The 24,478-nt window shown below is 65.4% G+C and carries 20 protein-coding genes; 2 read left to right on the plus strand and 18 right to left on the minus strand.

What is annotated here, in order from left to right:
- The 9 genes from QO033_RS24430 to QO033_RS24470 all read right to left on the minus strand — a co-directional run.
- On the minus strand, positions 1–956 hold a 956-nt coding region (locus tag QO033_RS24430; protein WP_284483351.1), incomplete at its 3' end, for a hypothetical protein.
- Between the two features lie 249 nt (positions 957–1,205).
- Entirely contained in the window at positions 1,206–1,742 is a 537-nt protein-coding gene (locus QO033_RS24435; protein ID WP_284483352.1) for a GNAT family N-acetyltransferase, read from the minus strand.
- A gap of 140 nt (positions 1,743–1,882) precedes the next feature.
- Positions 1,883–4,105: a hybrid sensor histidine kinase/response regulator gene (locus QO033_RS24440; protein ID WP_284483353.1), complete on the minus strand. Its 2,223-nt coding sequence runs from the start codon at positions 4,103–4,105 to the stop codon at positions 1,883–1,885.
- Positions 4,106–4,427: 322 nt separating this feature from the next.
- Entirely contained in the window at positions 4,428–5,087 is a 660-nt protein-coding gene (betI, locus tag QO033_RS24445; RefSeq protein WP_284483354.1) for a transcriptional regulator BetI, read from the minus strand.
- Positions 5,088–5,102: 15 nt separating this feature from the next.
- Positions 5,103–7,127, minus strand: coding sequence for an ABC transporter permease (locus QO033_RS24450; RefSeq protein ID WP_284483355.1), 2,025 nt, complete (start codon positions 7,125–7,127; stop codon positions 5,103–5,105).
- A 1-nt stretch (position 7,128) separates the two neighbouring features.
- Positions 7,129–8,211: a quaternary amine ABC transporter ATP-binding protein gene (locus QO033_RS24455; RefSeq protein WP_284483356.1), complete on the minus strand. Its 1,083-nt coding sequence runs from the start codon at positions 8,209–8,211 to the stop codon at positions 7,129–7,131.
- A 45-nt stretch (positions 8,212–8,256) separates the two neighbouring features.
- The gene (locus tag QO033_RS24460) at positions 8,257–9,198 is read right to left on the minus strand and encodes an ABC transporter substrate-binding protein (RefSeq protein ID WP_284483357.1); all 942 of its coding nucleotides are present in this window, start codon (positions 9,196–9,198) and stop codon (positions 8,257–8,259) included.
- Between the two features lie 54 nt (positions 9,199–9,252).
- The gene (locus tag QO033_RS24465) at positions 9,253–10,266 is read right to left on the minus strand and encodes an alcohol dehydrogenase catalytic domain-containing protein (protein WP_284483358.1); all 1,014 of its coding nucleotides are present in this window, start codon (positions 10,264–10,266) and stop codon (positions 9,253–9,255) included.
- 677 nt (positions 10,267–10,943) lie between these two features.
- Positions 10,944–11,318 (minus strand): glycine zipper family protein, encoded by a 375-nt coding sequence (locus QO033_RS24470; protein ID WP_284483359.1) that lies wholly within the window; start codon positions 11,316–11,318, stop codon positions 10,944–10,946.
- A 358-nt stretch (positions 11,319–11,676) separates the two neighbouring features.
- Between QO033_RS24470 and QO033_RS24475 the strand changes: the two genes are divergently transcribed.
- Positions 11,677–12,081, plus strand: a complete 405-nt coding sequence (locus tag QO033_RS24475; RefSeq protein WP_284483360.1) for a DoxX family protein — start codon at positions 11,677–11,679, stop codon at positions 12,079–12,081.
- A 129-nt stretch (positions 12,082–12,210) separates the two neighbouring features.
- On the opposite strand, the gene QO033_RS24480 is transcribed toward QO033_RS24475, so the two are convergent.
- The 7 genes from QO033_RS24480 to QO033_RS24510 form a co-directional block, all read right to left on the minus strand.
- Entirely contained in the window at positions 12,211–13,020 is an 810-nt protein-coding gene (locus QO033_RS24480; protein ID WP_284483361.1) for a DUF2182 domain-containing protein, read from the minus strand.
- Positions 13,021–13,080: 60 nt separating this feature from the next.
- Positions 13,081–13,695 (minus strand): DUF1326 domain-containing protein, encoded by a 615-nt coding sequence (locus QO033_RS24485; protein WP_284483362.1) that lies wholly within the window; start codon positions 13,693–13,695, stop codon positions 13,081–13,083.
- A 182-nt stretch (positions 13,696–13,877) separates the two neighbouring features.
- The gene (locus tag QO033_RS24490; RefSeq protein WP_284483363.1) at positions 13,878–15,380 is read right to left on the minus strand and encodes a sugar ABC transporter ATP-binding protein; all 1,503 of its coding nucleotides are present in this window, start codon (positions 15,378–15,380) and stop codon (positions 13,878–13,880) included.
- Positions 15,377–16,465: an SMP-30/gluconolactonase/LRE family protein gene (locus tag QO033_RS24495; protein ID WP_284483364.1), complete on the minus strand. Its 1,089-nt coding sequence runs from the start codon at positions 16,463–16,465 to the stop codon at positions 15,377–15,379. Before QO033_RS24495 ends, QO033_RS24490 begins: the two co-directional genes overlap by 4 nt.
- A gap of 8 nt (positions 16,466–16,473) precedes the next feature.
- Entirely contained in the window at positions 16,474–18,594 is a 2,121-nt protein-coding gene (locus QO033_RS24500) for an ABC transporter permease (RefSeq protein WP_284483365.1), read from the minus strand.
- A 93-nt stretch (positions 18,595–18,687) separates the two neighbouring features.
- Positions 18,688–19,707 (minus strand): sugar ABC transporter substrate-binding protein, encoded by a 1,020-nt coding sequence (locus QO033_RS24505; protein WP_284483366.1) that lies wholly within the window; start codon positions 19,705–19,707, stop codon positions 18,688–18,690.
- Between the two features lie 36 nt (positions 19,708–19,743).
- A complete protein-coding gene (locus QO033_RS24510; protein WP_284483367.1) occupies positions 19,744–20,751 on the minus strand; it encodes an ABC transporter permease in 1,008 nt (335 codons plus the stop codon).
- Positions 20,752–20,928: 177 nt separating this feature from the next.
- Here QO033_RS24510 and QO033_RS24515 point away from each other — a divergent pair, with 177 nt between their 5' ends.
- Entirely contained in the window at positions 20,929–21,654 is a 726-nt protein-coding gene (locus QO033_RS24515; protein ID WP_284483368.1) for a FadR/GntR family transcriptional regulator, read from the plus strand.
- Between the two features lie 15 nt (positions 21,655–21,669).
- Here QO033_RS24515 and lpdA read toward each other — a convergent pair whose 3' ends face one another.
- Together lpdA and QO033_RS24525 are read right to left on the minus strand one after the other, a co-directional pair.
- Complete coding sequence (lpdA, locus tag QO033_RS24520; protein ID WP_284483369.1) at positions 21,670–23,070, minus strand: dihydrolipoyl dehydrogenase; 1,401 nt, start codon at positions 23,068–23,070, stop codon at positions 21,670–21,672.
- Positions 23,067–24,478: NAD-dependent succinate-semialdehyde dehydrogenase (locus QO033_RS24525; RefSeq protein WP_284483370.1), on the minus strand; the 1,412-nt coding region annotated here is incomplete at its 5' end. The genes lpdA and QO033_RS24525, both read right to left, overlap by 4 nt.

Here is a 24,478-nt window from a genome sequence, read left to right on the forward strand (position 1 = left end):
GAGACCCGCGCCGCATCGCCGAAAAGCCCCGCAGACGCCGCCGTCAGGCTGTCGGTGAAGTTCAGAACGTCATTGCCCCCGTTCACCTCACCCGCAACATCCAGCGCATCCCCGCTGACCTCCCCGACCGGCGCGCCGATCCGGGGCGGGGTATCGCCCAGCGTCAGCGTCGGAAAGCTGCCGACAAGGGTATCGGCGCCGCCGTTCAGCACCGCGCCGGCCTCGACCGTCAGGAAATCGCCGGCAAACTGCAGCGGCGCACCGACCAGCCCGGGGTTGCGCCCCTCATCGGTCAGCTCGATGAAATCATGACCGCCGCGGCTGGTGGTGCCGCCAACCAGATGACGCCCGTCGCCGGCAAAGCTGGAGATCAGATAGGGGCTGAACGACAGCACCTGATCGCCGCGCAGCATCCGGGCCGCGAAGGTATCCGCGTCGGAGAAGAGCGCCGGGGTGATATCCAGGTCGAGACCGGTGACCGAGATCTCGATATCCGCGGGCTCGCCCCGCCTCCGCCCGCCGCTGCTGGATACCAGGCTCAGCTCGATGGTCTCGATGGTGCCGTCGATCGGCAGCACCGGGCCCAGCGGATCGCGGCCGAAGCGGAAGTCCCGCCCCCCGAAGGTGATCGACAGGTCGGCGAAGCTGGCGGCGCCCTTGGTGCTGAGCGCCGTGCGGCTCAGCTCCAGAGCGAAAGCGCCATCCTCGCGCAGAACGTCGCGATCAAGATAGCTGAACTCCGCAAGCCGGCCCACCAGATCGATATTTTCCTCTTCGGTCAGGACAGTGTCGGGATCATCGTCGAAGGCGGCCGGAAACAGCAGGTCGATCGCGCCCTGATCGCCCCGCAGGGGCAGGCTGGACAGGCTAGTAAGCAACAGGTTGGGAACCGAATAGGTGCCGGTGGTCCCGTGTTTCGCCGGATTGAGATCCGTGGCAGTGATGGTCATGGCCATGTCAGGTCCCCCTGAACCCGTCGCGGCAGCCATCCGCCGGGCAAGAAATCGATTACTGTATCAACTCTATCAATCATGCGAACTCCGACTGCCCTGGTTGAACCAGGCTGACCGGAGATCCCTGAAAATCCAGGGCTCACCGTTGACGCCGAATAGACAGTTGTCAAGTTTTTAGAAAAGTCGGCGCATCTCCCGGCGCCCGGCCTCTTGCGCGTGGGGGATCCGTGCGCAGTGCCAGGCTTGGCGACCTCAGCCGCCGCGGGCCTTGGGATCGAGCATCATCTGATAATTTCCGCCGCCATGGGCGAATCCCATCTTCTTCAGGAAGCGATCCGCCTGCCGCACCCGGATCCCGGCGGAGACATGCACCGACAGCGATCCGGCACCGCTGTTGAGAGACCGGCGGATGAAGTGGCGCATCAGCTGAAAGGCCGCGGTGGAGCGCCGGTGGTCGGGCGTCACGTAGAACAGCAGGCAACTGGCCTGGATCATGTCCAGATAGATATGCTCCCCCGCCGTCGCATGCAGCAGACCGACGACCCGGGGCTGGCCGTCGCGATGGCTTTCGGCGACCATGCCGATATCCACCGTCTTGTCGGACAGGATGTGGTCCAGCACCCTGTCGACCCGGTCGAGCTGGATCGGTACGCTGCGCATGTAGGATTCCGCATGCGCCGCCGAGCAGAGCCTGCGCACGTCGTCGCGGTCGGCCTCGGTCACCGCGCGGATGCGGACGGAACCGCCGGAAAGCTTGCGCCGGGTACGCGCGGCCTTGTCTTCTGTCACGGGGCGGGCTCCTCTGCTCGGGCATGGCCCGGCCAATGGAGCCGATTTTCACCCCGGGGATCAAGCCAAGGATGACAGATCGCCTCCAGACCGGGGCGGGAGCGGCGCGGACCGAGGCGCCCCTGCCCCGGCTGCCGGCCCTAGCAGGCCTGCCGGTGGACGCGCTCCATCAGCGCCAGCAGCTTGGCTTTCGAGACCGGCTTCGACAGGACCTCGTTCATATCCGCGGTCAGATACTGCTCCAGCTGCTCCGGCATGGCATTGGCGGTCACCGCGACGATGAAGCTGGGCTGGCGTCCCGTCGCCGCCTCCAGCGCGCGGATTTTCTGCGTCGCCTCGACCCCGCCCATTTCCGGCATCTGGATATCCATCAGGATCGCATCGAACCGGAGGTCCGCGACCATCTCGATCGCCTCCGGCCCGCTGGAGGCGGTCCGGACCCGGCAGGGGGTTCCGGCCAGAAACTTCTCCAGGATCAGGCGGTTGGTCTTGTTGTCATCGACCACCAGCACATCCATGCCGGGCAGATCGGAGGCCGCATCCGAGAACGGCGCGGAGGCGCTGTCGGCCTCGGGCGCATCGGCGGCCACCAGCGGCAACCGGATTTCGAAGCATGCGCCCCGGCCAGTGTCAGCGGCCAGCTGCAGGCTACCGCCCATCAGGTGGCAGAGCTGCCGCGAAATCGACAGCCCCAGGCCGGTGCCGCCGAATTTGCGGGTATCGCCGGCATCCGCCTGCTGGAACGGCAGGAAAATCGCGCGGCGCGCCTCGACCGGAACGCCCGGGCCGGTGTCGATGACACGAACCAGCAGGGTGGCCCCCGCCTCCGCCGCTTCCGCCGAGATCGTGACCTCGCCCGCCATGGTGAATTTGACGGCATTGGAGACCAGATTGTGCAGCACCTGGCGAAACCGGTGATCGTCGCCGAGGATGACCTCGGGCAGAGCGTCGTCCACCTTCACGCGCAGCCCCAGCCCCTTTTCCCGGGCGCTGGCCGAGAACAGCGCCCGGGCACCCTCGATGGCATCGCGCAGCACGAAGGGCCGGGTTTCCAGCACCATCTTGCCGGCTTCGATCTTCGACAGATCCAGCACATCGCCGATCGTGCTGAGCAGCACCTGACCGGATTCCTCGATAACCTTCAGATAATCGCTCTGCTCGGCATCGAGCGCCGTTTCGCCCAGCACCGAGGCCATGCCGAGAATGCCGTTCAGCGGCGTGCGGATTTCATGGCTGACGTTGGCCAGGAAATGCGACTTGGCGCGGTTGGCCTCCTCCGCCTGGGCCAGCGCCGCGCGCAGCGCCTCGGCAGTGCGTTCCCTTTCGGTGATATCGACCAGCGACACCGACCAGCCCAGCAGCGGGTGACTGCTCTGGATCGGGCTTTCGATCGGCAGCGCCCGCAGGTCAAAAACACGCTCGGCCAGGCGGATCGGTTCATCCCGCGGCAGCGCGCCGGTGGCGATGAAATCCTTCAGGATCGGCCCGATCGCCTCCAGCCTCTCCGGTGCCTCGCCATGTCTTGGCAGGGTGGTGCGAAACAGCGCCCGCGCCGCCGGGTTGGCGCCGGCGAACCGGCCGTCCCCGTCCAGGATGATCACCGGGTCCCGGGTGGCATAGAACAGCAGGTTCCGCCCCTGCGCCGCTGTGTCCATCATCGTGTTGTTCAGCAGCAGCCAGCTCAGGGCGATGAGGGCGATGGCGAACATGAACGGGGTCGGGTCGAAATCGAAAAAGGTGAACCCCCAGCCAACATAGCCCAGATTGGCGGCCAGCGGCGCCGCGGTGATGACGAAGAGGACGCCCAGGAACGGGCGGATGATCTTCCGCGCCCGGAAGAAGGCCACGACCAGAACGCTCAGCGCGCTGGTCACGAAGATGTAAAGGCCCGCTGCCACCGCGAAGAACAGCGGCCCGTGATCGAAGATCACGAAGGCATGGCCCCCCTGATCCACCAGCCGGGTGTCGGTGCCATACAACAGATGGGTCTGGCTGTTGGTCAGCGCGATCGCCGCCACGGCACAGGGCAGGCCGATGTAGAAAAGCCGCCGGACCGGTTTCGGACCCGAGCCCGTGTTCATGGTGTAATCGAAGATGAAGAACGACCAGGCGATGGGCAGAAGGGTGATGCCGGGCCAGGCCGCCAGCGACCAGCCGACCTTGCAGGCCTCCCCCTGCGAGGCGAGATCGAAGGCGACGGTGAACAGCCACCAGAGCATCGCGCTCAAGGTCAGGACAAAGGCGGGCTTGCCGGCGAAGCGATTGTTGCGTGCCACCCAGGCCAGGATCAGCGCGCAGATCACCCAGAGCGCGACGGCGGTGGCGGACCCGAGGGTGAACTCCAGGCTTGTCAGGCAGGTCATAGGCTGACCTGACCGCTCGGGCATGCACGGTGACCAGTGGAGGGCGCGATCATGATGAGATGTCTTCAGTTGATACCGTCGGCTTCCCCAGTCGGAAAATGGAACTGGTTATTGGTATCGTAGGGTCAGCAGCGCCGACGGTACAGTGCGAAGATTTTGAAAACAAGGCGGAAAGCCCGCCGCGCCCGGGCCGCCGGCGGGGCAGTGGATTTTCGCCGCAGAGCAGGCCGGCCGCCGGGGACAGCACCGCAGGATGACCCGCCGCGGCGGCGGCCAGCCCGCTGGCTTCGCCCCCTCATCGCCCCGGCCGGCAAGACAGGCGTCAGCCGCCGGGCGTCCCGATGCAATCCGCCTTCAGCGCCGCGAGCGTCTCGGCGCCGATGATGGTTGTGACGGTCCACTGGCACAGCTCCACCGCCCTGTCGCGCGTCATCGCCGCATCCGTCGCCCGGCGCAGCCACAGCCCGTCGATCTGGGCGCCGATGGTATAGCTCAACTGCACGGCGGTGTCGCGGTCGAGCACCGGCACCACCGCCGACACCACATTCGAGGTCAGCCGGGCATAGAACAGCTGCTGCAGCCGGGCAAAGCGCGGCTCCTGTCCAGAGGCAGCGCAGATCGACAGCCAGGCCAGGGCGACCTCCTGCACGAAATGGCCGGCGGGAAAGTTGCCGGCGATGATCCCGTTCAGCCGATCCCAGCGGGTGCGCGCCGTGCGCATGTTCTCCACCACCTGCTCCACCAGAACCCGGTTGTTCTTGCGTACCATCGCAAAGAGCACCTCGTCCTTGCCGGAGAAGTAATAGGTCAGGATGCCCTGCGACATCCCCGCCTCCTTGCAGATGCGGGTGGTGGTCAGACCGCTGAGACCATGGCGCAGAAACACCCGATGCGCCGCGTCGATCAGTTCCTGTCGCCGCAAATCCTCGATGCGCGTCCGCCGTCCCCGGGTAGCGGATGCCGTGCCGATCTTCTCCCGCATAGTTGTCCTCAAGCTTCAGTTCCGCCTCAGCATGCGGTCCGCGACGATGGCAAGCAAGGCAATCGACAGACCGGCGACGAAGCCGAGACCGGCATTCGCGTTGCCGAGCGCGATATAGACCTGCTGCCCCAGATCGCGGGTGCCGACAAGGGCGGCGATCACCAGCATGGAGATCGCGTACATGATGGTCTGATTGACGCCAAGCCGGATCGCCGGTCCCGCCAGCGGCAGTTTGACATCCCGCAACAGCTGCCAGCGGCTCACCCCCATCTGCACCGCCGCCTCGACCAGATGCGGCGGCACCCCGCGCAGACCGTGTTCGACATAACGGACCGGCGGCACGATGGCATAGAGCATGATGGCGATCAGCGCAGTGAACTCGCCGACCCGGAACAGCATCAGCGCCGGGATCAGAAAGACGAACTGCGGCAGCGTCTGCAGCGCGTCGCTGATCGGGCGCACGATCTGCGACAGCCGGTCGTTCTCGGCCGCGGCGATGCCGATGGCGCCGCCGATCAGCACGCAGAACAGCACCGCGATGGCAGTCAGATAGAGCGACTGGACAAAGGGCTGCCACAGCCCGGACAGCAGGATCATCGCAAGCGCCGTCGACACCACCGCCAGCAGCCCCACGCCCCGGATCCGCCAGGCCGCCAGCAGCGCGATCAGCACCACGCAAGGCCAGGGAAACCGCGCCAGCCCGGTATAGAGGATCAGCGCCGCGAAGAGGATCAGCAGTGCTGCCGCCGGGCGGCGCGGCGCCAGGACCACCGCCAGCGCCAGGGTAAGGATGGCATAGGCCGCGACCATCCAGGGCTGCAGGGCAAAACCCCAGACCATCGGGCTCGCCGCCGTCGCCAAACCGATCCGCAGCGGCAGGATGATGCCGTAATTCAGCGCGTCGCGCAGTCCCGAGAAGACCGGATCGCTCCAGCCGACGAACTGCAGCAGCGACCGGTCCAGCGCCTTGGCGGCGGCAAAGCCCAGCCCGCGCGGCAGCAGCTCCAGCCCCGGCAGCGCCAGCCGCAGGCCGATACCGGCCAGCAGGATCGCCGCGACCACGGTCAGAAGGCCGCGATCGGGCATCAGCACCACCCCGCGCGGGGTGCCGGTGGCGAGCGCGCCGGTGATCCGGTCCAGCACGATGGCCAGCGCCACGATCACCACGCCGGCCAGCAGGCAGCGGCCCAGTTCGGCCGCGCGCATGGCCGAGAGCACCTCCCAGCCGATGTCGTTGAAACCGCCGATGATCGCCACGATGATCACCATGCTCAGCGAGGCCATGGTGGTCTGGTTGACCCCGACCAGCAGTTGCCGGGCGGCGGCGGGCAGCTTGGCGGTCCAGAACAGCTGGCCCGGTGTGGCCCCGTTCATCACCCCCGCCTCGATGATGACAGCGGGCACCTCGCGCAGGCCGACCAGCGTGTTGCGCGCCATCGGCGGGATCGAGAAGATCACGCTGGCGATCACCCCGGCCGAGGGGCCGAAACCGAAGAGGATCAGCAGCGGGATCAGATAGGCGAAGGCCGGAAAGGTCTGCATCAGATCCAGCACCACGATCAGCGCCGCGCGCAACCGTGGCCAGCGATGCCCCGCCACGCCCAGGCCGAAGCCGATCAGAACCGCCGGCGGCAGCGACAGCAGCACGATGGCGAAGGTGTTCATCGTCTCGGTCCAATAGCCGACCGCCACGATATAGAGCTGAGCGATCAGCCCGAAGATCGCCAGCCCCCGCCCCGCCGTCCGCAGCGCCACCAGAAACATCGCCACCGCGAAGGCCGGCCAGGGCACGAACAGGAGCAGATCGCGCACCAGCCGCAGCGGCGCGTCGATCACGGTGGCGAAACCGCGCCCGATCGGTTGAACCGTCTCGAACAGCGGATTGAGACCGGCGTTGAGCCAATCGGCCAGCGGCAGTTGCAACGCGCGGGGAAAGCTGGCGATCCAGCGAACCTGCGGCGCCAGCAGCACCAGCGCCAGGCAGACCGCGAAGGCGACACTCCAGATCAACAGGCCAGGGCGGCGGAACAGATCGGTCATCTCACCCTGCCGCCGTCTCGTCATCCTGACGCCCGTGCCGGCCGAGGATCCGCAGGACCCGCGCCGCCGTCAGCCCGCCGCCGCCGTATTTCCCCGCCGGCTGCACCGCGAAATCGGTGGTGCCAGTGGCGATATCGGTCAGCAGCGCCTCAACCGGCAGGTCGCCGGCCACCGTCCGGGCGCCCGCCACCTCCTGCCCAGGCCGGGCGATATCGCCAACGCGGATGACACTCGCCGGCGAGATATCGGCGGTGAATTCGGCGACGTAATCGTCGGCCGGGCGCAGCAGCAGATCCGCCGGCGTGCCGATCTGGATGATGCGGCCATCGCGCAGAATGGCGATCCGGTCGGCCAGCCGGCAGGCCTCGGCGATGTCGTGGGTGATGAAGACGATGGTCTTGTGCAGGCGGCGCTGCAGATCGAGGAATTCGTCCTGCATCTGCCGCCGGATCATCGGGTCGAGCGCCGAGAAAGGCTCGTCCAGAAACCACAGGTCCGGTTCCACCGCCAGGCTGCGGGCAATGCCGACACGCTGTTGCTGGCCGCCCGAAAGCTGGCTGGGCAGCGCCTGTTCGCGCCCGTCCAGCCCGACCAGGGAAATCATCTGCCGCGCCCGCGCCTCGCGCGCCGGTTTCGCCTCTCCCTGCAGCTTCAGCGGATAGGCGACGTTTTCCAGAACGCTCAGATGCGGCATCAGGCCGAAGTTCTGAAACACCATCCCCATCTTGTGGCGGCGGATGTCGATCAGCTGTTTCGGCGTCGCCGCCAGCAGATCTTCGCCATCGAGCCTGACTTCGCCGAATTCAGCGTCGATCAGCCGGGTCAGGCAGCGGATCAGGGTCGATTTCCCCGACCCCGACAGGCCCATGATGACGAAGATCTCACCTTCATGCACATCGAAACTGGCATCGACCAGCGCCGGGACCCGGCCTGCCGCCCGCAGCTGCCGGGCGAACTCCGCCGCCGCCGGCCCCTGCCCCGGCCGCATCGCGCGATCCGGCGGCGTGCCGTAGATCTTCCACAGGTTGCGGCAGGAAATCTTGACGGGGCGCGACGCGGGCGACGCGGCGGAGGATCGGGTCATGTGGGCTCCCTTCGGGGTGGCGATGGCCGGGCGGGGTCGGAATACTCAGTCGACCGCGGCGTCCACCCAGGGCTGCCAGACATCCTGATGGCTGTCGATCCAGCCGGCAGCGACCTCTTCCAGCGGCTGGCCCTCTTCGAGGATGGCAGCCATCAGCTTCTCCTGATCGGACGAGGTCACCTGGAACGATTTCAGGATCTCGTAGCCCGCCGGCCATTTGTCGGCAAAGCCCGACCACACCACTTTCTCGACCTCGGGCAGCTTGACGCATTTGTCGGGGTCGTCGCTGGCGCACGGCGGCATCTCGACCCAGCCCAGATCGATCTCGGCCAGCACGTGATGCGGTCCCCAGAACATCAGCAAAAGCGGGCTGTGGGTGGCCTGCGCCGCGCGCAGCTCGGCGATCATGGCGCCTTCGGACCCGGCGGGGATCGCGGTCAGCGGCAGATCGTTGTCGGCGATGATCTCGGCACTGCGCGACCCCCAGTCGGCGGGATAATCCAGCAGCCGACCATTGGGCAGCGTGTCGGTGGTCGCCAGCGCGGCGGCGCAGGCCGGCTCCTTCAGCGCGGTCCAGTCCGGCAGACCCGGGCAGACCTCTTCCATGAACCTGGGATAGGCCCAGCCCTCGCGGGTCTCCAGCCCGAGCGAGCCGATGTTCTCGATATCGCCAGCGGCCAGGGCGCGGGGATAGATGTCGCCGACGTTGTTGCTCCAGATCTCCACCGTCGCGCTCAGGGTGCCGTCGGAGAGGCCGGAATACTGCGGGAAGCTGCCCGCCGGCACGTATTCGACGGCATAACCCGCCTTTTCCAGGATCATCCCGGCCAGTTGCGTCGAGACCTGGGCGCCGGTCCATTCCAGCACGGCCAGCTTGATCGGGTCCTTCACATCGCCGAGCTCTGCCGCCGCGGCGCTGTTGGCGGCGAGCAGCCCGGCCAGGGCCATGGCGGAGGAGGTGGCGAGCAGTTTGGGGGTCTTGATCATCTGTTTTCCTGTTGGCTTGTTGTTTTATGGGTTTGGCGCGACCGGCCCCGGGGTTCAGAACCGGATCGCATAGCGGGCCGGAGCCCGGCCTTCGGCAAGTTCGCGCAGCGCGCGGCTCACCTCGGACAAAGGAATTTCCGTCACGCTGGAGGTCAGCGGATCGGCGGCCTGCACCTGCATCAGCGCCTCCATCTGCGCCATCGTGCCGACCGAGGTGCCGGTGATGGTGATCCCCGCCCCGGTCAGCCATTCCTGGTTCAGCGGCACCGGCTCGGAGACCATCGCCGCCGCGACCACCCGGCCCAGCGGCCGCACCACGTCCAGCATCGGCTGCCAGGTGGCGGTGGTCGGGGCGAAATTGACACAGACATCGGCGCTGGCGCGCAGCTTCTCGATCTCGTCGGTATCGCCGCCGTCGACCGCCACCGCGGCGCCGTTTTCCTGCGACAGCGCCCGTTTCGCCGGGTCGCGGTCCACCGCGATCACCCGGGCGCCGCGCCGCTTGGCGAACTGGATGGCGTATTGCCCCAGCCCGCCGCAGCCGAAGACGGCACAGCATTCGCCCGGCGCCAGCGCCGCCCTGTCGAGCGCGCCGAAGGCGGTCAGCCCGGCGCACATCAGCGGCGCCAGACCGGTGGCCTCCCCCGTCGGCACCCGGGCGGTGAAATTGGCATTGGTCACGACGTATTCGGCAAAGGTCCCCGGAACGTCCAGACCATGCGCGCGCTGCGCCTGGCAGAAGTTCGGCAGGCCGGCGCGGCACTGGGCACAGGTGCCGCAGGTGTCGTGCAGCCAGGCCGCCCCGGCCCGGTCGCCAACGCGCCAGCCGGTGACGCCGGCGCCGACCGCTTCGACCACACCCACCCCTTCGTGACCGAGGATGAACGGCTCCGGCAGCGTCGCAGGCGTATAGCCGCCCTCCCAGATATGCACGTCGGAATGGCACACGCCCGAGGCCTCGAGCCGGATCAGCAGCTGGCCGGGGCCGGCGCTCGGCTTCGCAACCCGCTTCACCACGAGGGGGGAGCCATACTCCTCAAGCACGGCGGCCATCATCGTCTCAGTCAACTGCTGTCTCCATTCCACTGCGGTCCGCGCGTCGGCCGGTCGCCCCGGCAATCCGCGCTATCCCAAAGCGTAAGCAGATTTTTTGTTAGATCAAACAAATTATTGAACAAACAACAAAGTTGTATTTATTTCAATATGATAAACGGAAATCATCCGCATAGAAGACCCCGCCCGGGCACCGTGAATACACGCCCATGGCGAAATGCCGCACGTGGTTCCACCATCGCCAGGCCCCGATTTTCAGCGCCGTTGCGAATCGCTTTCGCGCGCGTCCGCCCCCAAACCGGCAGACCGATCGCGCGCAGGCGGACGGCGACCGACGCGCGATCGCAGAGCCTGTGTTTCAGCGTCTGTGAGGAAAAGGGGGAGCGCCCGGCCTTGCCCGTATGTGGGCCGCGCCCCGGATATCCGACCTGCCGCCGGTCCCGCGCGCTTTCAGCCAGCCTGCCGATGCGATCCGTGTGGGCTGCCGCGCGACTTCGATGTGTCGCCGATACCGATCAGCGCCCGCGCAGATGACAGGCGACAGATGCACCGGCGCCGTTCCAAGAGGGGATCAACTGACAACCGATCCCGCAGGGACCCTGTTGCCGGTCCGCAGCGAACCGGCGGCCCCGGCTCCGCCGCAAGCTCTGCCATCGCCTGTGACGGGGACAGAGCCCGCGCGGCTCCGGTCGTCAGCCGACGACGCGATAGCCCCGGCCGCGCATGCAGTTGCGCACGATGGACTCCTTGTTCTGCTGCTGTTGCAGGGCACCGGCGGCCACGCCCGCCACGGCGCCGACCAGCGCCGCGTCGCGCACATTGGTCCCCTTGTTGTTGAGCACTGCGGTGGTGCCCCCGGCGACCACCGCACCGGTCGCAGCCGTCGCGCCGGTGTTGCTGGAGAAGGTGCCCTGTTGCGCCGCCAGCGACTGGCAATAGGCGAGATCGTTGGAATAGTTCGGCCCCACCGGCCCATCGATGACCGGCTGATAGTTCGATCCGCTGTTTTCGCATGCCGGAAGCAGGCAAAGAAGCGGAAGTGCAGCAAAGACTTTGAATCGGCGCATGACTGGCCCTCTCAACGATATGGAAACGTCCAAAATCGGGTCGTTCTGGCCGACCCGGATCCCGAGCCTACTGCAAAAGCCGGTTTTCAAGAAGTCCGGACAGAAGCGGGCGCAGGCACATTCCCGCGACCGTTCCGGTTGCCCGCCACCGAGCTCCCGCCGGACCTATTTGAGCTTACTATAGTAAAAAGGACGAAAATGCAGTAGGATAGAAGATGTTCCCAAACCGGGCACCCCGTTCAGCGGGGCCTTCCTGCCAGAGAGCGGTCCCGGCTTGGCCAGACCAGTCGGTCCGCGTTTCGAAGGACGATGGCGTTCCAAACGGCCTCATCCCGACCTGAGAACAGGAGACCCCACCATGCCCGAGACTCTTTCCAACCGCCGGGGTCCAGCGATGCTCAGCCTGCTGCGCGCCGTCTCAGCGCTGATTTTCCTGCTGCATGGATCGCAGAAGCTCTTCGCCTTCCCTCCGACGGATCATCAGCCCCCGCTCCTGTCCCTGCTGGGCCTTGGCGGTGTTCTCGAATTCGTCGGCGGCCTGCTGCTGCTGATCGGTTTCTGCACCCGGCCGGTGGCCTTCCTGCTCTCCGGGATGATGGCCGTTGCCTACTGGAAGTTTCACGCGCCGCAGGGCCTCTTTCCGACACTGAACGGCGGCGATGCGGCCATCCTCTACTGCTTCGTCTTTCTCTACATCGCAGTGGCCGGGGGTGGCAGCATCGGCGTCGATGCGGCGCGTCGCGCGCAGGGCCCGGCCTTCTGACCCGCCCTGCCCGGCCGATGGGCGCCCGCTGAGGGGGGCCGCCCTTGCCGGCGTGCCCCTGATCCTCCGGATGGGCCTTGCCGCAAGCCCGTCCGCCCGGGGCCGGGCCAATACGACCGCGACAGGCCCCTAAACCGCGCTCAGAGCCAGCGCCAGACCGGCAACGATCAGCCCCGCAGCGGAGAGTTTCGTCAGATACGGCCGCCCGGCGGCGAGTTTCTCCAGCCCCACGAAGACGGCCAGCGCTGCGATCCAGAGAAGGTTCATCACCCCGCCGACGAAGAGCAACGCCATCAGGCCCCAGCAGCACCCCAGGCAGAACCAGCCATTCTGCATCCCCATCCGCAGCGCCCCGCCGGTGCCGCGTTTCCAGTTCTGCATCAGAAACACCAGGGGATGCTGACAATGGCGCAAACAGGCCTGTTTAAGCGGCGACAGCTGATAGATTCCCGCCGCCAGCAGCACCGCCGCGGCGACCGGTGCCTGGGTCAGTTCCATCATCCCGCTCATCTGCCCGACGGAGACGAGCGCCCATTGCAGCGCGGTCGCCAGCAGGCTGAAGCCGCCCCAGACGATCAGATAGCCGGAGAGAAACACCAGGGCCGAGGCATAGGGCCTGTCCGCCCGGTCGTTCTTCCGCACGAGCTTGGCATAAAGCAGGATCGTCGGTGCGGCACTCGGCACCATCATGGCGATCATCATGATCCACCACATCAGGAAGACCAGCCCGGCATAGCGCGGCGTCCAGTCGGCGGAGGCCATCATCATGCCCGGCATCTCGATGGCCATGCGGGTCATCGTTATCGCCGACATCGACATGCCGATGCCCAGCACGGTGTAGAGCCCCGAAAGCACGACAACCACACTGAGCCCGGCGATCACGACCAGCCGGTCGCGTTGCAGGATCTGTTCCAATGCGGTTTCAGCAGAACGCGCCACGATGCCTCCGGTCGTCTCAGACCCGGGACAGGCCCGGGTCTGCCGCGGATCAAGTCGCCGTCAGGCGGACCAGGCGAAGGGCGCGAAATGCCCGTTCTTCGAGCCGGTGGCATCATCCCAAGCGATTCCGAAGGCATTGAACTTGCTCTTCGTCGCCCGCGCCAGCGCGAGCGTGGTCGTCACCGGATGCGGTACATTATCGATCTTGATCGGTTCGCCCCCGGGCAAGGCGCTGGCGACCGCCTCGATCTCCTGATCGATCAGATCGCCGGCCGTCACCGATATCGTGCCGCCGTTTGAGACGAAGGTGATCGGACGCTTTTCCACCCCTGCGACCTCGGCCACCAGCGGCCCGAGCGCCTCCATCGGCCCGCCGGCGGCGCCGGTGGCGATATCGCTGATCGCCGCCGTTTGCGCATCGCTCGCCGCCTCATCGACGATCAGCCCGACCTTGATATCGCCGTCCATCATCACGCCGGGCGCGTGCAGCAGGACGATGAAGGACAGACCGTCGAGGGAAACGCCGTCCTTTTCCCCCTTGGTGATCTTCATCGCGATCGCCGCCTTGCAATCGCCCTCCGTCGGCACGGCGGTCAGATTTGAAGTGATACACGGGCAAAGGAAATCGCAGTTGCAGGTTTCCATGTACTCGCCCTGGATGCTCCAGTCAGCCATAGTCCTCTCCTCCCATTTTCGGGGACGATAGCATATTTTTATCAATCTTGCACTTGGCAGATTGCCAGCGCCGATGACCGCGCCTCTCCCCCCGAAACCGGAAAGGGCCCGGAGGTTTCCCCCGGGCCCGTGAGCTCTTGATCCCGCCAGGCACTCCGGCCCGGCGCTGCGTTCGCGCCCTGTCAGTGCACGGCGGCGTACATGATCTTTTCCTCCGTCGCCTCATGCGGTGAGAACTCCTCGACCACGCGGCCCAGACGGCTCACCAGAATGCGGTCCGAGATCACCAGAATTTCCGGCAGGTAGGAGGAAATCACCAGCACGGCGATGCCGCTGTCGGCGAGGTTCTGGATCACCTTATGGATCTCGGCAATCGCGCCAACGTCCACGCCGCGGGTCGGCTCATCGAAGATCACCAGCTTGGGTTTCTGGGTCAGCGATTTCGCGATCACCACCTTTTGCTGGTTGCCGCCCGACAGCTCAACGATCTTCGCATTCGGGTTGATCGCCCGGATTTGCAACAGTTTCGACCATTCTTCTGTGATCTTCTGCTGCGCGCCTGCGGTGGTCAGGCCGCCGGGTGGCGGGTTGGTGACGATGTCGCCCATATAGATGTTCTCGGCGATGGACATCTGGTCGAAAAAGCCCTCCGCCTTGCGGTCCTCCGTGACGTAGACGATGCCATCCATCACCGCCTTATGCGGTTGGCGATAGCGCACGGATTTGCCCAAGTAACGCAGCTCGCCGCCGTGAAAGAAGTTGCGCTTGAGCACACCGGAAATGATCTTGGCCGTCTCCGTCCGCCCCGAGCCGATCAGCCCGAAGAGCCCCGTCACCTGTCCCTCGTAGAGAGAGAAGGACGTGTTGCGCACCATCGATCCCATCGAAAGGTTCTCGACGCTCAGCACCTTCTTGCCGGGTTTGCGGGCGCCGTCTTCGGAGTGTTTGTGATAGAACAATTCATCCGAGAGACTGCGCCCGACCATATGGCCGATGATGCTGTCCCGGTCGAAGGTGTCGGTGGTGTCGGAGGCCACCAGCTCGCCATCGCGCAGGATGGTGATGCGGTCGGAAATCGCCAGCGCCTCTTCCAGCGCGTGGCTGATGAAGACGATGGAGACGCCGCGCTGCCGCAGCCGTTCGATCAGCGAGAAGAAATAGTGTTTCTCCTCCGGCGTCAGCGTCGCGGTCGGTTCGTCGAAGATGATCACCCGGGCGTTGAGGCGCACCGCGCGGGCGATCTCGACCAGCTGCTTCTGCGCCGCGCCCAGCATCGACACATTAGCCCAGGGATCGACGTTGAAGTTCAGCGACGACAGGAATTGCTGCGCCGCGATGTAGAGCCCGCGCAGACGGTTGAAGAGCTTCTCCTCGCCCAAGTAAAGGTTCTGCGCCACGGTCATCGATGGCACGAGGCTGGTTTCCTGGAACACCATGGCGATGCCGTTTTCCAGCGCCTCCGCCGGCGTCGCGAAGTTGATCGACTTGCCGTCCAGAAGGATTTCCCCTTCCGAGCGTTGTGTCACCCCGGCGATCATCTTGGTCAGTGTCGATTTGCCCGCGCCGTTCTCGCCCAGAAGCGCGTGGATTTCACCGGCATGAAGGTTGAAATCCACGTTGCGCACGGCAAAGACGCCCCGATAATCCTTCGAGACATTCTGCATTTCAATCAAAGGGGCGCTCATGATTGCTCTCCTTTCCTGGCTTCATCCGGCAGGCTCAACACCACATCGCCGCCGTAGGAGGTGACGAGCAGCCCCCGATCGGTGGCGCAGACGCTGGTGATGCCGTGGCGAGTGCCATCGGCGCGGCTGTGGAAACTGCGGCGCGGCAAGAAGCTCTGGTCCAGCTCGACCAGAAGCCCGTAGGAGCGCGTCGGCGCCCAGGGTTTCAGGATGCCCAGCTGCTTGACCGCCCCGCCCTGCAGCGGTTCGCGGTAGCTGTCACCGGAGCGCAGCGCCGGGGCGACCCAGAACTGCGGCGGCACCTCCGCCATCATCCGCGTGCGATACGCCGGTTCGCGCAACACGAATTCAATGAGCTGGCTGCGCGGTGCGAAGCAACAGAGATAGGCGCCCTTTTCGGAGGCGATCAGACGTCCCGGATAGGCCGGCAGGTTATCCAGCACCACATCCGGCGCACCGCCTGCCAGCGGCAGGGCGATCAGGCGATTGCGCCAGGCTTCGGCGACGATCACCCGGCCCTTGTCCTCCTGACACATCAGTCCCGAAGGCCAGGCCAAATTGTCCGCCAGACGGCGCGGCGCGGCCCCCGGCGTCACCGCCCAGACGGCGCCATCCATGCGCCGCTCCATCAGGTTGCGGGCCCAGTCCTCAGGCGCATGGCGAGCCGATCCGCTGGCCAGAATAAGCGTGCCATCGGCAGCGAAACTCATCGCGGTGATACAGCCGGCGCCTGCGAAGGTCGTCGCGGGAACCAGTTCCGTTTCACCGCTCGCCCCCCGCAGCAGCACCCCCTGCCCGGCAATGGCGATGGCCAGCCCCTGCGCCTCGCTCGCCGCCAGCGCCGTGATGGCCGCGCCGTAGCGCGCCACCTCGGTCAGCGTGCCGGTGGCATCGCTGCTGTAGAGCACCGGCCCGCCCGACAGATGCACCACACCGGCCCAGGACACCAGATTGTCGGGCGTTGGCAGCTTCGCCAGCACGGGCGCGTTTTCCAGCGCGACGTTGGCCTTGAAGGCCCCGTCCATCGGCGGCACCGTTACCGCCGCCTCGCCCGCGCCGGTCACCCGGTCGAATACTCGCTTCAAGGCCGTGATCATGTGCGCCCCCAATAGTCGTTCTGGCTGGTCCAGGTCTGATCGGCCTCGGGCAAAGCATAGCGCCCGATCCGGTTGTTGTTGATGCCACCGAGATAGAGCGCGCCCTTGTGTTCGCGGATCGAGGTGATCTGCGGATGGGACTCGCCGCTCAGATCCCAGAGCGATTCCGTCACCGTGCCGTCGAGCGTCATCTTCAGCACGCAGCCGGTGTTGAGGTTCGGGTAGAGCCATTCGTCCATCGCGACGCGCTGCGCCATGCGGCGGCGGAAACCCGGCATCTTCAGGCTGAGGTCGAACGCGGGCGATCGCATGCCGGCGAGCGCCACCCAATAGGTGCCGTCCGAGGCGCGGTTGATGTTGTCCGGGTAGCCGGGGATGTCTTCGATCACCGCTTCGACCTGGCCCTTGCGGGGGCCTGCGAACCAGAACCGGCTGATCCGGCAGGCCCAGGTTTCGGCGAACAGCAGAGATTCCCCGTCATCGACCATGCAGATGCCGTTCGGGAACACCCGGCCCGACAGCACCGTGCGGGTGGAGCCATCTTTCGGATCATAGGCCAGGATACGCCCGTTGCCGCGCGCCTCCAGCGCATCGACGGCCCAGTCGCTGACGCCGTAGCGGATCGTCGCCTCGGAGAAATAGACCCGGCCGTCGGCGGCGATGTCGAGGTCGTCGGCCATGCGGATGCGCGAGTCGTCGATGATCGAGAACAGGCTGCGGTTGGTCTCGTCCGAGAGGCATCTGATCTCGCGCTCCGGCGTGACCATGTAGAGCCCCATCCCGGCGACACAGGCATGCAGGTTGTCGTCCTTGTCCATCGCAAGACCCAGGGGGAAGCCGCCCAGATGCACGAAGACCTCGGAGCGGGTGTAATCGGGGGCAAAGAAGCGCACGATGTCGCCCTGGCGCCCGCCGGTGTAGAGGTTGTCGTGCGAGTCGAAGATCATGTCTTCCGGCCCGTCGAGATCGCCCAGACCGATCGCCGTCACATCGCGGAACTTGTCGTTCACAGCATAGGACGATGTGGCGTCGACATTGGCAGAGGGGTCTTCGGGCAGATCGAAATAGGTCGGCGAGACATAGACCCGCGACAGCAGTTTGTGCCGGTTCTTGAGCCAGCGGATATCGACCGCAACGGCGAGCAGCAGCAGCAGCCCCAGCACCAGCGGCGTCGAGCCCGACGGCATGTTGAGGCGGATCAGGCTGTTGGTGACCATCAGCACGATGACGGTGCCGATGAAGGCCTTGAACACCGATCCGCGACCGCCGCCGAGGCTGATGCCGCCCAGCACGCAGGCGGTCAGCACGGTGACCTCAAGCCCGATGCCGGTGTCCGGCCCGACGCTGCCAAGGCGCGCGGCATAGAAGATGCCGGCCATGGCCGCCATCACGCCTGAGATCACATAGGTGGCGCAGACCGTGCGACGCACCGAGATGCCGGCGTTATAGGCCGAGCGGCGGGAGCCGCCGACGGCGAGGATATGCCAGCCGAACCGCATCCGGCTCAGCACCAGGTGGGCGATGATCGCCACCGCCACCAGAAGCAGGAAGTTGACCGGGATGCCGAGGATGAAGCCCTCGCCCAGATAGAACCAGGCCTCCGACATGGTCATGCTCATCGCCACTTCACGGGCATAGCTCAGGATCAGAAGATCAACCGCCGCGCGCACGATGATGAGCGTCGCCAGCGTGGTCAGGAAGGCCCGCAGCCGCAGGTAACCGATCAGGATGCCGTTCATCAGACCGATGAGCGCCCCGACACAGAGCACCGCGGGCACCACCGCCCAGACCGGCCAGCCCAGCGAATTGATCAGCGCCAGCGACACGAAGTTCGCCATGGCGAATGTCGAACCGACACTGAGATCGATCCCGCCGGCGAGCATGACAAGCCCCAGCCCGATGGAAATCAGCGCCACTTCCCCCAGCTGTCGGGCAAGGTCAGAGAAGCCCGCGGGGCTGAGAAACCCCGGGATCAGCGACCCGAACAGGGCGACGACAATCAAAAGGAACGCGAAGGGGATCGCATTGTCGATCCAGTTCTTGGACAGCACCTCACCAAGGAGGTGGTCCGGCACGTAGCGATAGCGCCACTTTGCGTAGGAATCGGAGACGGACATATCGGAAACCTCCCGAAATGAGGAACGCCCGGGTCATGCGGCCCCCGACAAGGGGGCCGCTGACGGGACATCAGGTGGTGAGAGACGGGACGTTCAGAACGGCGCCTTGGCGACGTCGTCCATGGTCCAGCAGGAATCGTCGCGCATGGTGTCTTTGGTCAGATCGCGGATCGGGGTGTAGAGCGCATAGGGCGCCTCGCCCGGTTTGAGATCGGATTGCATGACCTGCGCGATCGCATTGGTCAGATCGCGCGCCTGCCCGAAGGCGTCATAGCTGACGTAGCCGGTGAAGGCGCCATTGGCGAGGCTGTCACAGGCTGGCTTCTGACCGCCGCCGTTGGTGAAGAGCTTGATCGCATCGACCTTGTCGGCCTCGCGGATCGCGGCGGCGACACCGGCATCCATGACCTCCCAGAGACCGACATAGGCACAGAGATCCGGGTTCTGCTTGATCACCGTCGAGGCCACGGAATGGGCCTTGGTCGCGTCCCAGTCGGCGGACTGGCTGGAGACCACTTCGATCTCCGGATGATCGGCCAGAACGTCCTCGATCGCGCTCATGGTGATGGCGTTGTTCGGGTTGGTGGGCGTGCCCTGCATGATCGCGATCTTGCCGCTGCCGCCGGCCTCGGGGGAGCAGGCGCTGATTGCCATGCGCGCCTGATGCTCGCCCACCTCGTACCAGTTCACCCCGACATAGGCATCGGTGGTGGCGACCGACTTGAGGTTGATCTGGATGACCTTGATCCCCGCCTTCTGGGCGCGGGCCAGCAGCCGGGCATAGACCTGCATGTCGGGGTTATGCACGACCATCAGGTCGGGCTTTTCGCTGATCAGCGTGGTCAGCGCCTGGGCGCCGGCGTCGCTCGACCAGTTCGGATCGCGGATCGACAGCTCGTAGCCGAGGCGTTCGGCCTGGGTTTCCATTCCCTGGGCCCAGACCTGCGGCAGGTCGAAGCTCATTGCCAGCGGCAGGAACACCACCTTCTTGCCTTTCAGCGCGCTGTAATAATGCGGCGCCAGCCCGTCGTCGAATTGCTTGGCCGGGGCCATTCCGGCCGTGGCGGTCGTCAGCGTCAGCGCGGCCAGCACGCCAGTCAAAAAGCTCTTCATGAGTTTCCTCCCTCGTTGGTAAGAGCGTCGTTTAAGTCAGATATCCCCCTGCTGCGCGGTCTGTTCGTCGCGGGGGTTCACAAGGCTGTCGACGATGATCGCCACCAGAAGCACAGCCCCCTTCACCAGGTTTTGCAGTGTGAATGACAGGTCCATGATCGTCATGCCGTTGAGCAGGATGCCGATCAGAACGGTTCCGACGATGACATTGCGCACCCCGCCCTTGCCACCGCTCAGCCCGATCCCGCCCAGCACGACCACCAGGATCACGTCGTAGACCATGGTCGATTGCGCCACGCGGATGTTCACGGTCGCCAGCAGCGACGCGGTGATTATGCCGGCGCCGTAGGCGATGACCGAGGACAGAAGATACTGCACCACGGTCATCGGGCGCACCGGGATGCCGGTGATCCGCGCCGCTTCGTAATTGTCACCCATGGCGAAGATATACCGGCCGCGCCGGGTGAACCGCAGGAAGGCATAGGCCAGAAGTGCCACCAGCCCGAACCAGATCACCGGCAGCGGCACACCGCCGATGGTGCCGGAAATGGCGCGAAGCCAGGCCGCGTCCTCCGGCACGTAGATCACGTCCAGATCCACCAGCGCGAGACGGCCGAAGCCGTAGATCACCGTCGACATCGCGAGCGTCGCGAAGATCGCGGGGATTTCCACATAGGCGATGAGAATGCCCATGACGATGCCGATCACGGCGGCGAATCCCAGGCCCAGCCCCACCGCGGTCAGCGCCCCAGTGCCGGCATTCATCAGGGAAATCGTCCAGGCGGTGGACATCGCCATCGTCGCGACCATGGCCAGGTCGATCCCCCGCCCGATCACCACGATCCCCATCGCCACCCCGAGGATCCCGAGCACCGAAACGTTCTGCAGCAGCGACAACAGGTTATCCGACGCCAGGAACCCCGGCAGCGTCACGCCGAACACCGCGAAAAACGCGATGGCGATGAAAAGCACGATGGTTTCCTGCGTCAGCCCGAGACGCGGCCAGACCGGTTTCGTCGCTTTGGTGGTGCCAATCTCTGTCATGATATGTCCTCCCCGATACGAAGAACCGATCTCCTTTCGGCCCTATCGTATCGGAATACGTTACAAAATGCGGATTTGTCTGACAAGCTGATAAGTTGAAAAACTTATGGCCAACTTGCCTTCCCCCAAAGCCGCCCCCTAGATTGCGTTGACCGGCATTGAACGAACGGAAGTCCGATGAGCCCAGCCACAGGCCCCAAACACAAACTGACCCCGCCGCGCAGCTACGCCAGCAAGGTGGCAGATATCCTGCGCCGCGAGATCGAGCAGAGCGTCTTTCGCCCGGGCGAACGCCTGCCGACCGAAGCGGTTCTGGGCCAGACCTTCGGGGTCAGCCGTGCGGTCATCCGGGAGGCGATCTTCGCGCTGAAGCAGGAGGGCATCGTCAAGAGCTATCAGGGGCGCGGCATCTTCGTGGTCGACGAGTTGCCCGAAGCTTCGTTTTCCCTCGCCCGCACCGAGCTTGACGACAAGGAAGAGATCGAACGGGTTTTCGAATTTCTTCTCGCCCATGAGGCCTCTGCCGCCGAGCTTGCCGCGCAGCGCCGCACGCAGACGGATCTCGAGAATATCGGCGCGGCGCTCGAAGCCATAGACGGCGCGATCGAACGCGGCGAGAACGGCATCGAGCAGGACATGGCCTTTCACTCCGAAATCCTGAAAGCCACCAAAAACCACCTGTTCATCTCGTTCGGCGCCTTCCTGGAAAACCGTGTGCGGCACCTGATCCGCCAGGCCCGCACCAACAGCAAACGCAAAGGTCTCACCGCGCTCGTTCAGGGGGAACACCGCGCGATTTTCGACGCGATCGCCGCCGGGGACAGCGGCATGGCCCGCAGGGCGGCGGAAACACATCTGAAGAACGCGGCGCAGCGGCTGACGCTTTACATGGAAGAGGCGTGACATCCCTTCGCCTCCTCAGATGTGCAGGGCACGGCCATAAGCCGCCAGCACGGATTCATGCATCATTTCGGACATTGTCGGATGCGGGAAGACGGTGTTCATCAGGTCCTCTTCCGTGGTCTCCAACTGGCGCCCGATGACGTAGCCCTGAATCATCTCGGTCACCTCGGCACCGACCATATGGGCGCCCAGAAGCTCACCCGTCCTGGCGTCGAACACGGTTTTCACCACCCCCTCGGCCTCCCCCATCGCGACAGCTTTGCCATTGCCGACAAAGGGAAATGTGCCAACCTTGATCTCGTAACCGGCCTCTTTCGCCTTGTCCTCGGTAAGACCAACGGAGGCCACCTGCGGATGGCAATAGGTGCAGCCGGCTATCGAGGCCGGCTTGACCGGATGCGGATGCAGGCCCGCGATCAGCTCCGCCACCATGACGCCTTCGTGGGACGCCTTATGCGCCAGCCAGGGCGCGCCCGCGATGTCGCCGATGGCATAGAGCCCGTCCACACCGGTGCGGCAGAATTCATCCGTCACCACGTGGGTGCGGTCGATCTTCACGCCCGCCTCCTCAAGGCCCAGCCCCTCGACATTGCCGACGATGCCGACCGCCGAGATCACCGTGTCGAACGCTTCGGTGGTGGTCTTGCCGCCCGCCTCAAGATGCGCGGTGACCTTGCCTTTGGCCCGGTCGAGTTTCTGAACGGTCGTCTTTTGCAGGATCTTCATCCCCTGCTTTTCGAACTGTTTCTTGGCGAAGGCAGAGATATCCTTGTCCTCCACCGGCAGCACGCGATCCATCACCTCGACGACCGTAGTATCGGCGCCCAACGTGTTGTAAAAGCTCGCGAATTCGATACCGATGGCGCCCGACCCGATGACCAGCAACTTCTTCGGCATCCGCGTCGGCACCAACGCGTGGCGGTAGGTCCAGACCAGATCGCCGTCGGCCTCAAGCCCCGGCAGTTCGCGCGCCCGCGCGCCGGTGGCGACGATGATGTTCTTTGCGGTGAGCGTGTCGGTGCCCTTTTCGGTTTTGACCTCGACCCTGCCCTTGCCGGCCAGCCTCGCCTCCCCCATGATCGCGGTGACTTTGTTCTTTTTGAACAATCCCTTGATGCCGCCGTTCATCTGCGCCGCCACGCCGCGAGAGCGTTTGACGATGGCGTCGAGATCGAAGCCGACGTCCCCTGCGGAGAGGCCGAATTCCGTCGCCCGCTGCATCTGGTGATAGATCTCGGCCGAACGCAGCAGGGCCTTGGTCGGGATGCAGCCCCAGTTCAGACAGATGCCCCCGAGGCTCTCGCGTTCGACACAGGCCACCTTGAGGCCGAGCTGTGCTGCGCGGATCGCCGCGACATAGCCCCCGGGACCGGCGCCGATCACGACGAGGTCGAAGTTCCGATCGGCGGCGCTCATGCGATCCCCCCCAGGCAGACGTATTTCAATTCGAGATAGTCCTCGATGCCGTGGCGCGAGCCCTCGCGGCCCAGCCCCGACATCTTGACCCCGCCAAAGGGCGCCTCGGCGGTGGAAATCAGCCCGGTGTTCACGCCCACCATGCCGTATTCCAGCGCTTCGGAGACCCGGAAAATCCGCGCCACATCCTGGGCGTAGAAATAGGACGCCAGACCGAATTCGGTATCATTGGCGGCCTCGACCGCCTCGGCCTCCTTCGTGAAGCGGAAGAGCGGTGCCACCGGGCCGAAGGTCTCTTCGCGCGCCACCGCCATGTCAGACGTCACATCGGCCAGGACCGTCGGTTCGTAGAAGGTGCCGCCCAGTGCATGTGGTTTGCCGCCCGCGAGCACCCGCCCGCCCTTGTCCAGCACATCGGCCACATGGCTTTGCACTTTTTCCAGAGCGCTCTCGTCGATCAGCGGGCCAAGCTCCACGCCGCTGTCCATGCCGTTCCCCGTGCGCAGGCCAGAGACCGCCTTAGCCAGTTTCTCGGCGAAGGCGTCATAGACGCCGTCCTGCACATAAATGCGGTTGGCGCAGACGCAGGTCTGGCCGTTGTTGCGGAATTTCGCGATCAGCGCGCCCTCGACGGCGGCATCGAGATCGGCATCGTCGAAAACAATGAAGGGCGCGTTGCCGCCCAGTTCCAGCCCGAGTTTCTTGATCGTCGGCGCCGATTGCGCATAGAGCATCGCGCCCACCTCGGTGGAGCCGGTGAAGGTCAGCTTGCGTACCACCGGGTTCTCGGTCAGCTCGGTCCCGATCTGAGACGCCGATCCGGTGATCACACTGAAGAGACCTTTCGGCAGCCCGGCGCGCTCCGCCAGAACCGCCAGCGCGATGGCGGAATAGGGTGTCTGCGAGGCGGGCTTCAGAACCATGCCACAGCCCGCGGCAAAGGCCGGCCCCGCCTTGCGGGTGATCATCGCATTGGGGAAATTCCATGGTGTGATCGCGGCCACCACGCCGATGGGCTGCTTCATCACCAGGATGCGCTTGTCGGGCTGATGCCCCGGAATGGTCTCGCCATAGACCCGCCGGGCCTCTTCCGCGAACCACTCGACAAAGCTGGCGCCATAGGTGATCTCGCCTGCGGCCTCGGTCAGCGGCTTGCCCTGCTCCAGCGTCAGGATATGGGCCAGAGCGTCTCGGTTCTCGATCATCAGAACGAACCATTTGCGCAGGATCGTGCTGCGGTCTTTCGCGGTGCGCGCCGCCCAGGCGACCTGGGCCTTCTCGGCGGCTTTGATCGCCTTGGCGACCTCTGCGCGCCCGAGTTTCGGGACGTATCCGATGCGGGTGCCGTCGGCGGGGTTGTGGACGGCGATGGCGGTGGTGGGAGCGGCCTCGATCCAGTCGCCGGCGA

This window comes from Pseudodonghicola flavimaris (genome assembly GCF_030164425.1).
GTDB lineage: Bacteria > Pseudomonadota > Alphaproteobacteria > Rhodobacterales > Rhodobacteraceae > Pseudodonghicola > Pseudodonghicola flavimaris.

Bases quoted from the DNA above. Each gene is read 5' to 3' on its own strand.
- QO033_RS24440 (WP_284483353.1), bottom strand. From the start codon at position 4,105: ATGACCTGCCTGACAAGCCTGGAGTTCACCCTCGGGTCCGCCACCGCC.
- betI (WP_284483354.1), bottom strand. From the start codon at position 5,087: ATGCGGGAGAAGATCGGCACGGCATCCGCTACCCGGGGACGGCGGACG.
- QO033_RS24450 (WP_284483355.1), bottom strand. From the start codon at position 7,127: ATGACCGATCTGTTCCGCCGCCCTGGCCTGTTGATCTGGAGTGTCGCC.
- QO033_RS24455 (WP_284483356.1), bottom strand. From the start codon at position 8,211: ATGACCCGATCCTCCGCCGCGTCGCCCGCGTCGCGCCCCGTCAAGATT.
- QO033_RS24460 (WP_284483357.1), bottom strand. From the start codon at position 9,198: ATGATCAAGACCCCCAAACTGCTCGCCACCTCCTCCGCCATGGCCCTG.
- QO033_RS24470 (WP_284483359.1), bottom strand. From the start codon at position 11,318: ATGCGCCGATTCAAAGTCTTTGCTGCACTTCCGCTTCTTTGCCTGCTT.
- QO033_RS24475 (WP_284483360.1), top strand. From the start codon at position 11,677: ATGCCCGAGACTCTTTCCAACCGCCGGGGTCCAGCGATGCTCAGCCTG.
- QO033_RS24485 (WP_284483362.1), bottom strand. From the start codon at position 13,695: ATGGCTGACTGGAGCATCCAGGGCGAGTACATGGAAACCTGCAACTGC.
- QO033_RS24490 (WP_284483363.1), bottom strand. From the start codon at position 15,380: ATGAGCGCCCCTTTGATTGAAATGCAGAATGTCTCGAAGGATTATCGG.
- QO033_RS24500 (WP_284483365.1), bottom strand. From the start codon at position 18,594: ATGTCCGTCTCCGATTCCTACGCAAAGTGGCGCTATCGCTACGTGCCG.
- QO033_RS24505 (WP_284483366.1), bottom strand. From the start codon at position 19,707: ATGAAGAGCTTTTTGACTGGCGTGCTGGCCGCGCTGACGCTGACGACC.
- QO033_RS24510 (WP_284483367.1), bottom strand. From the start codon at position 20,751: ATGACAGAGATTGGCACCACCAAAGCGACGAAACCGGTCTGGCCGCGT.
- QO033_RS24515 (WP_284483368.1), top strand. From the start codon at position 20,929: ATGAGCCCAGCCACAGGCCCCAAACACAAACTGACCCCGCCGCGCAGC.
- lpdA (WP_284483369.1), bottom strand. From the start codon at position 23,070: ATGAGCGCCGCCGATCGGAACTTCGACCTCGTCGTGATCGGCGCCGGT.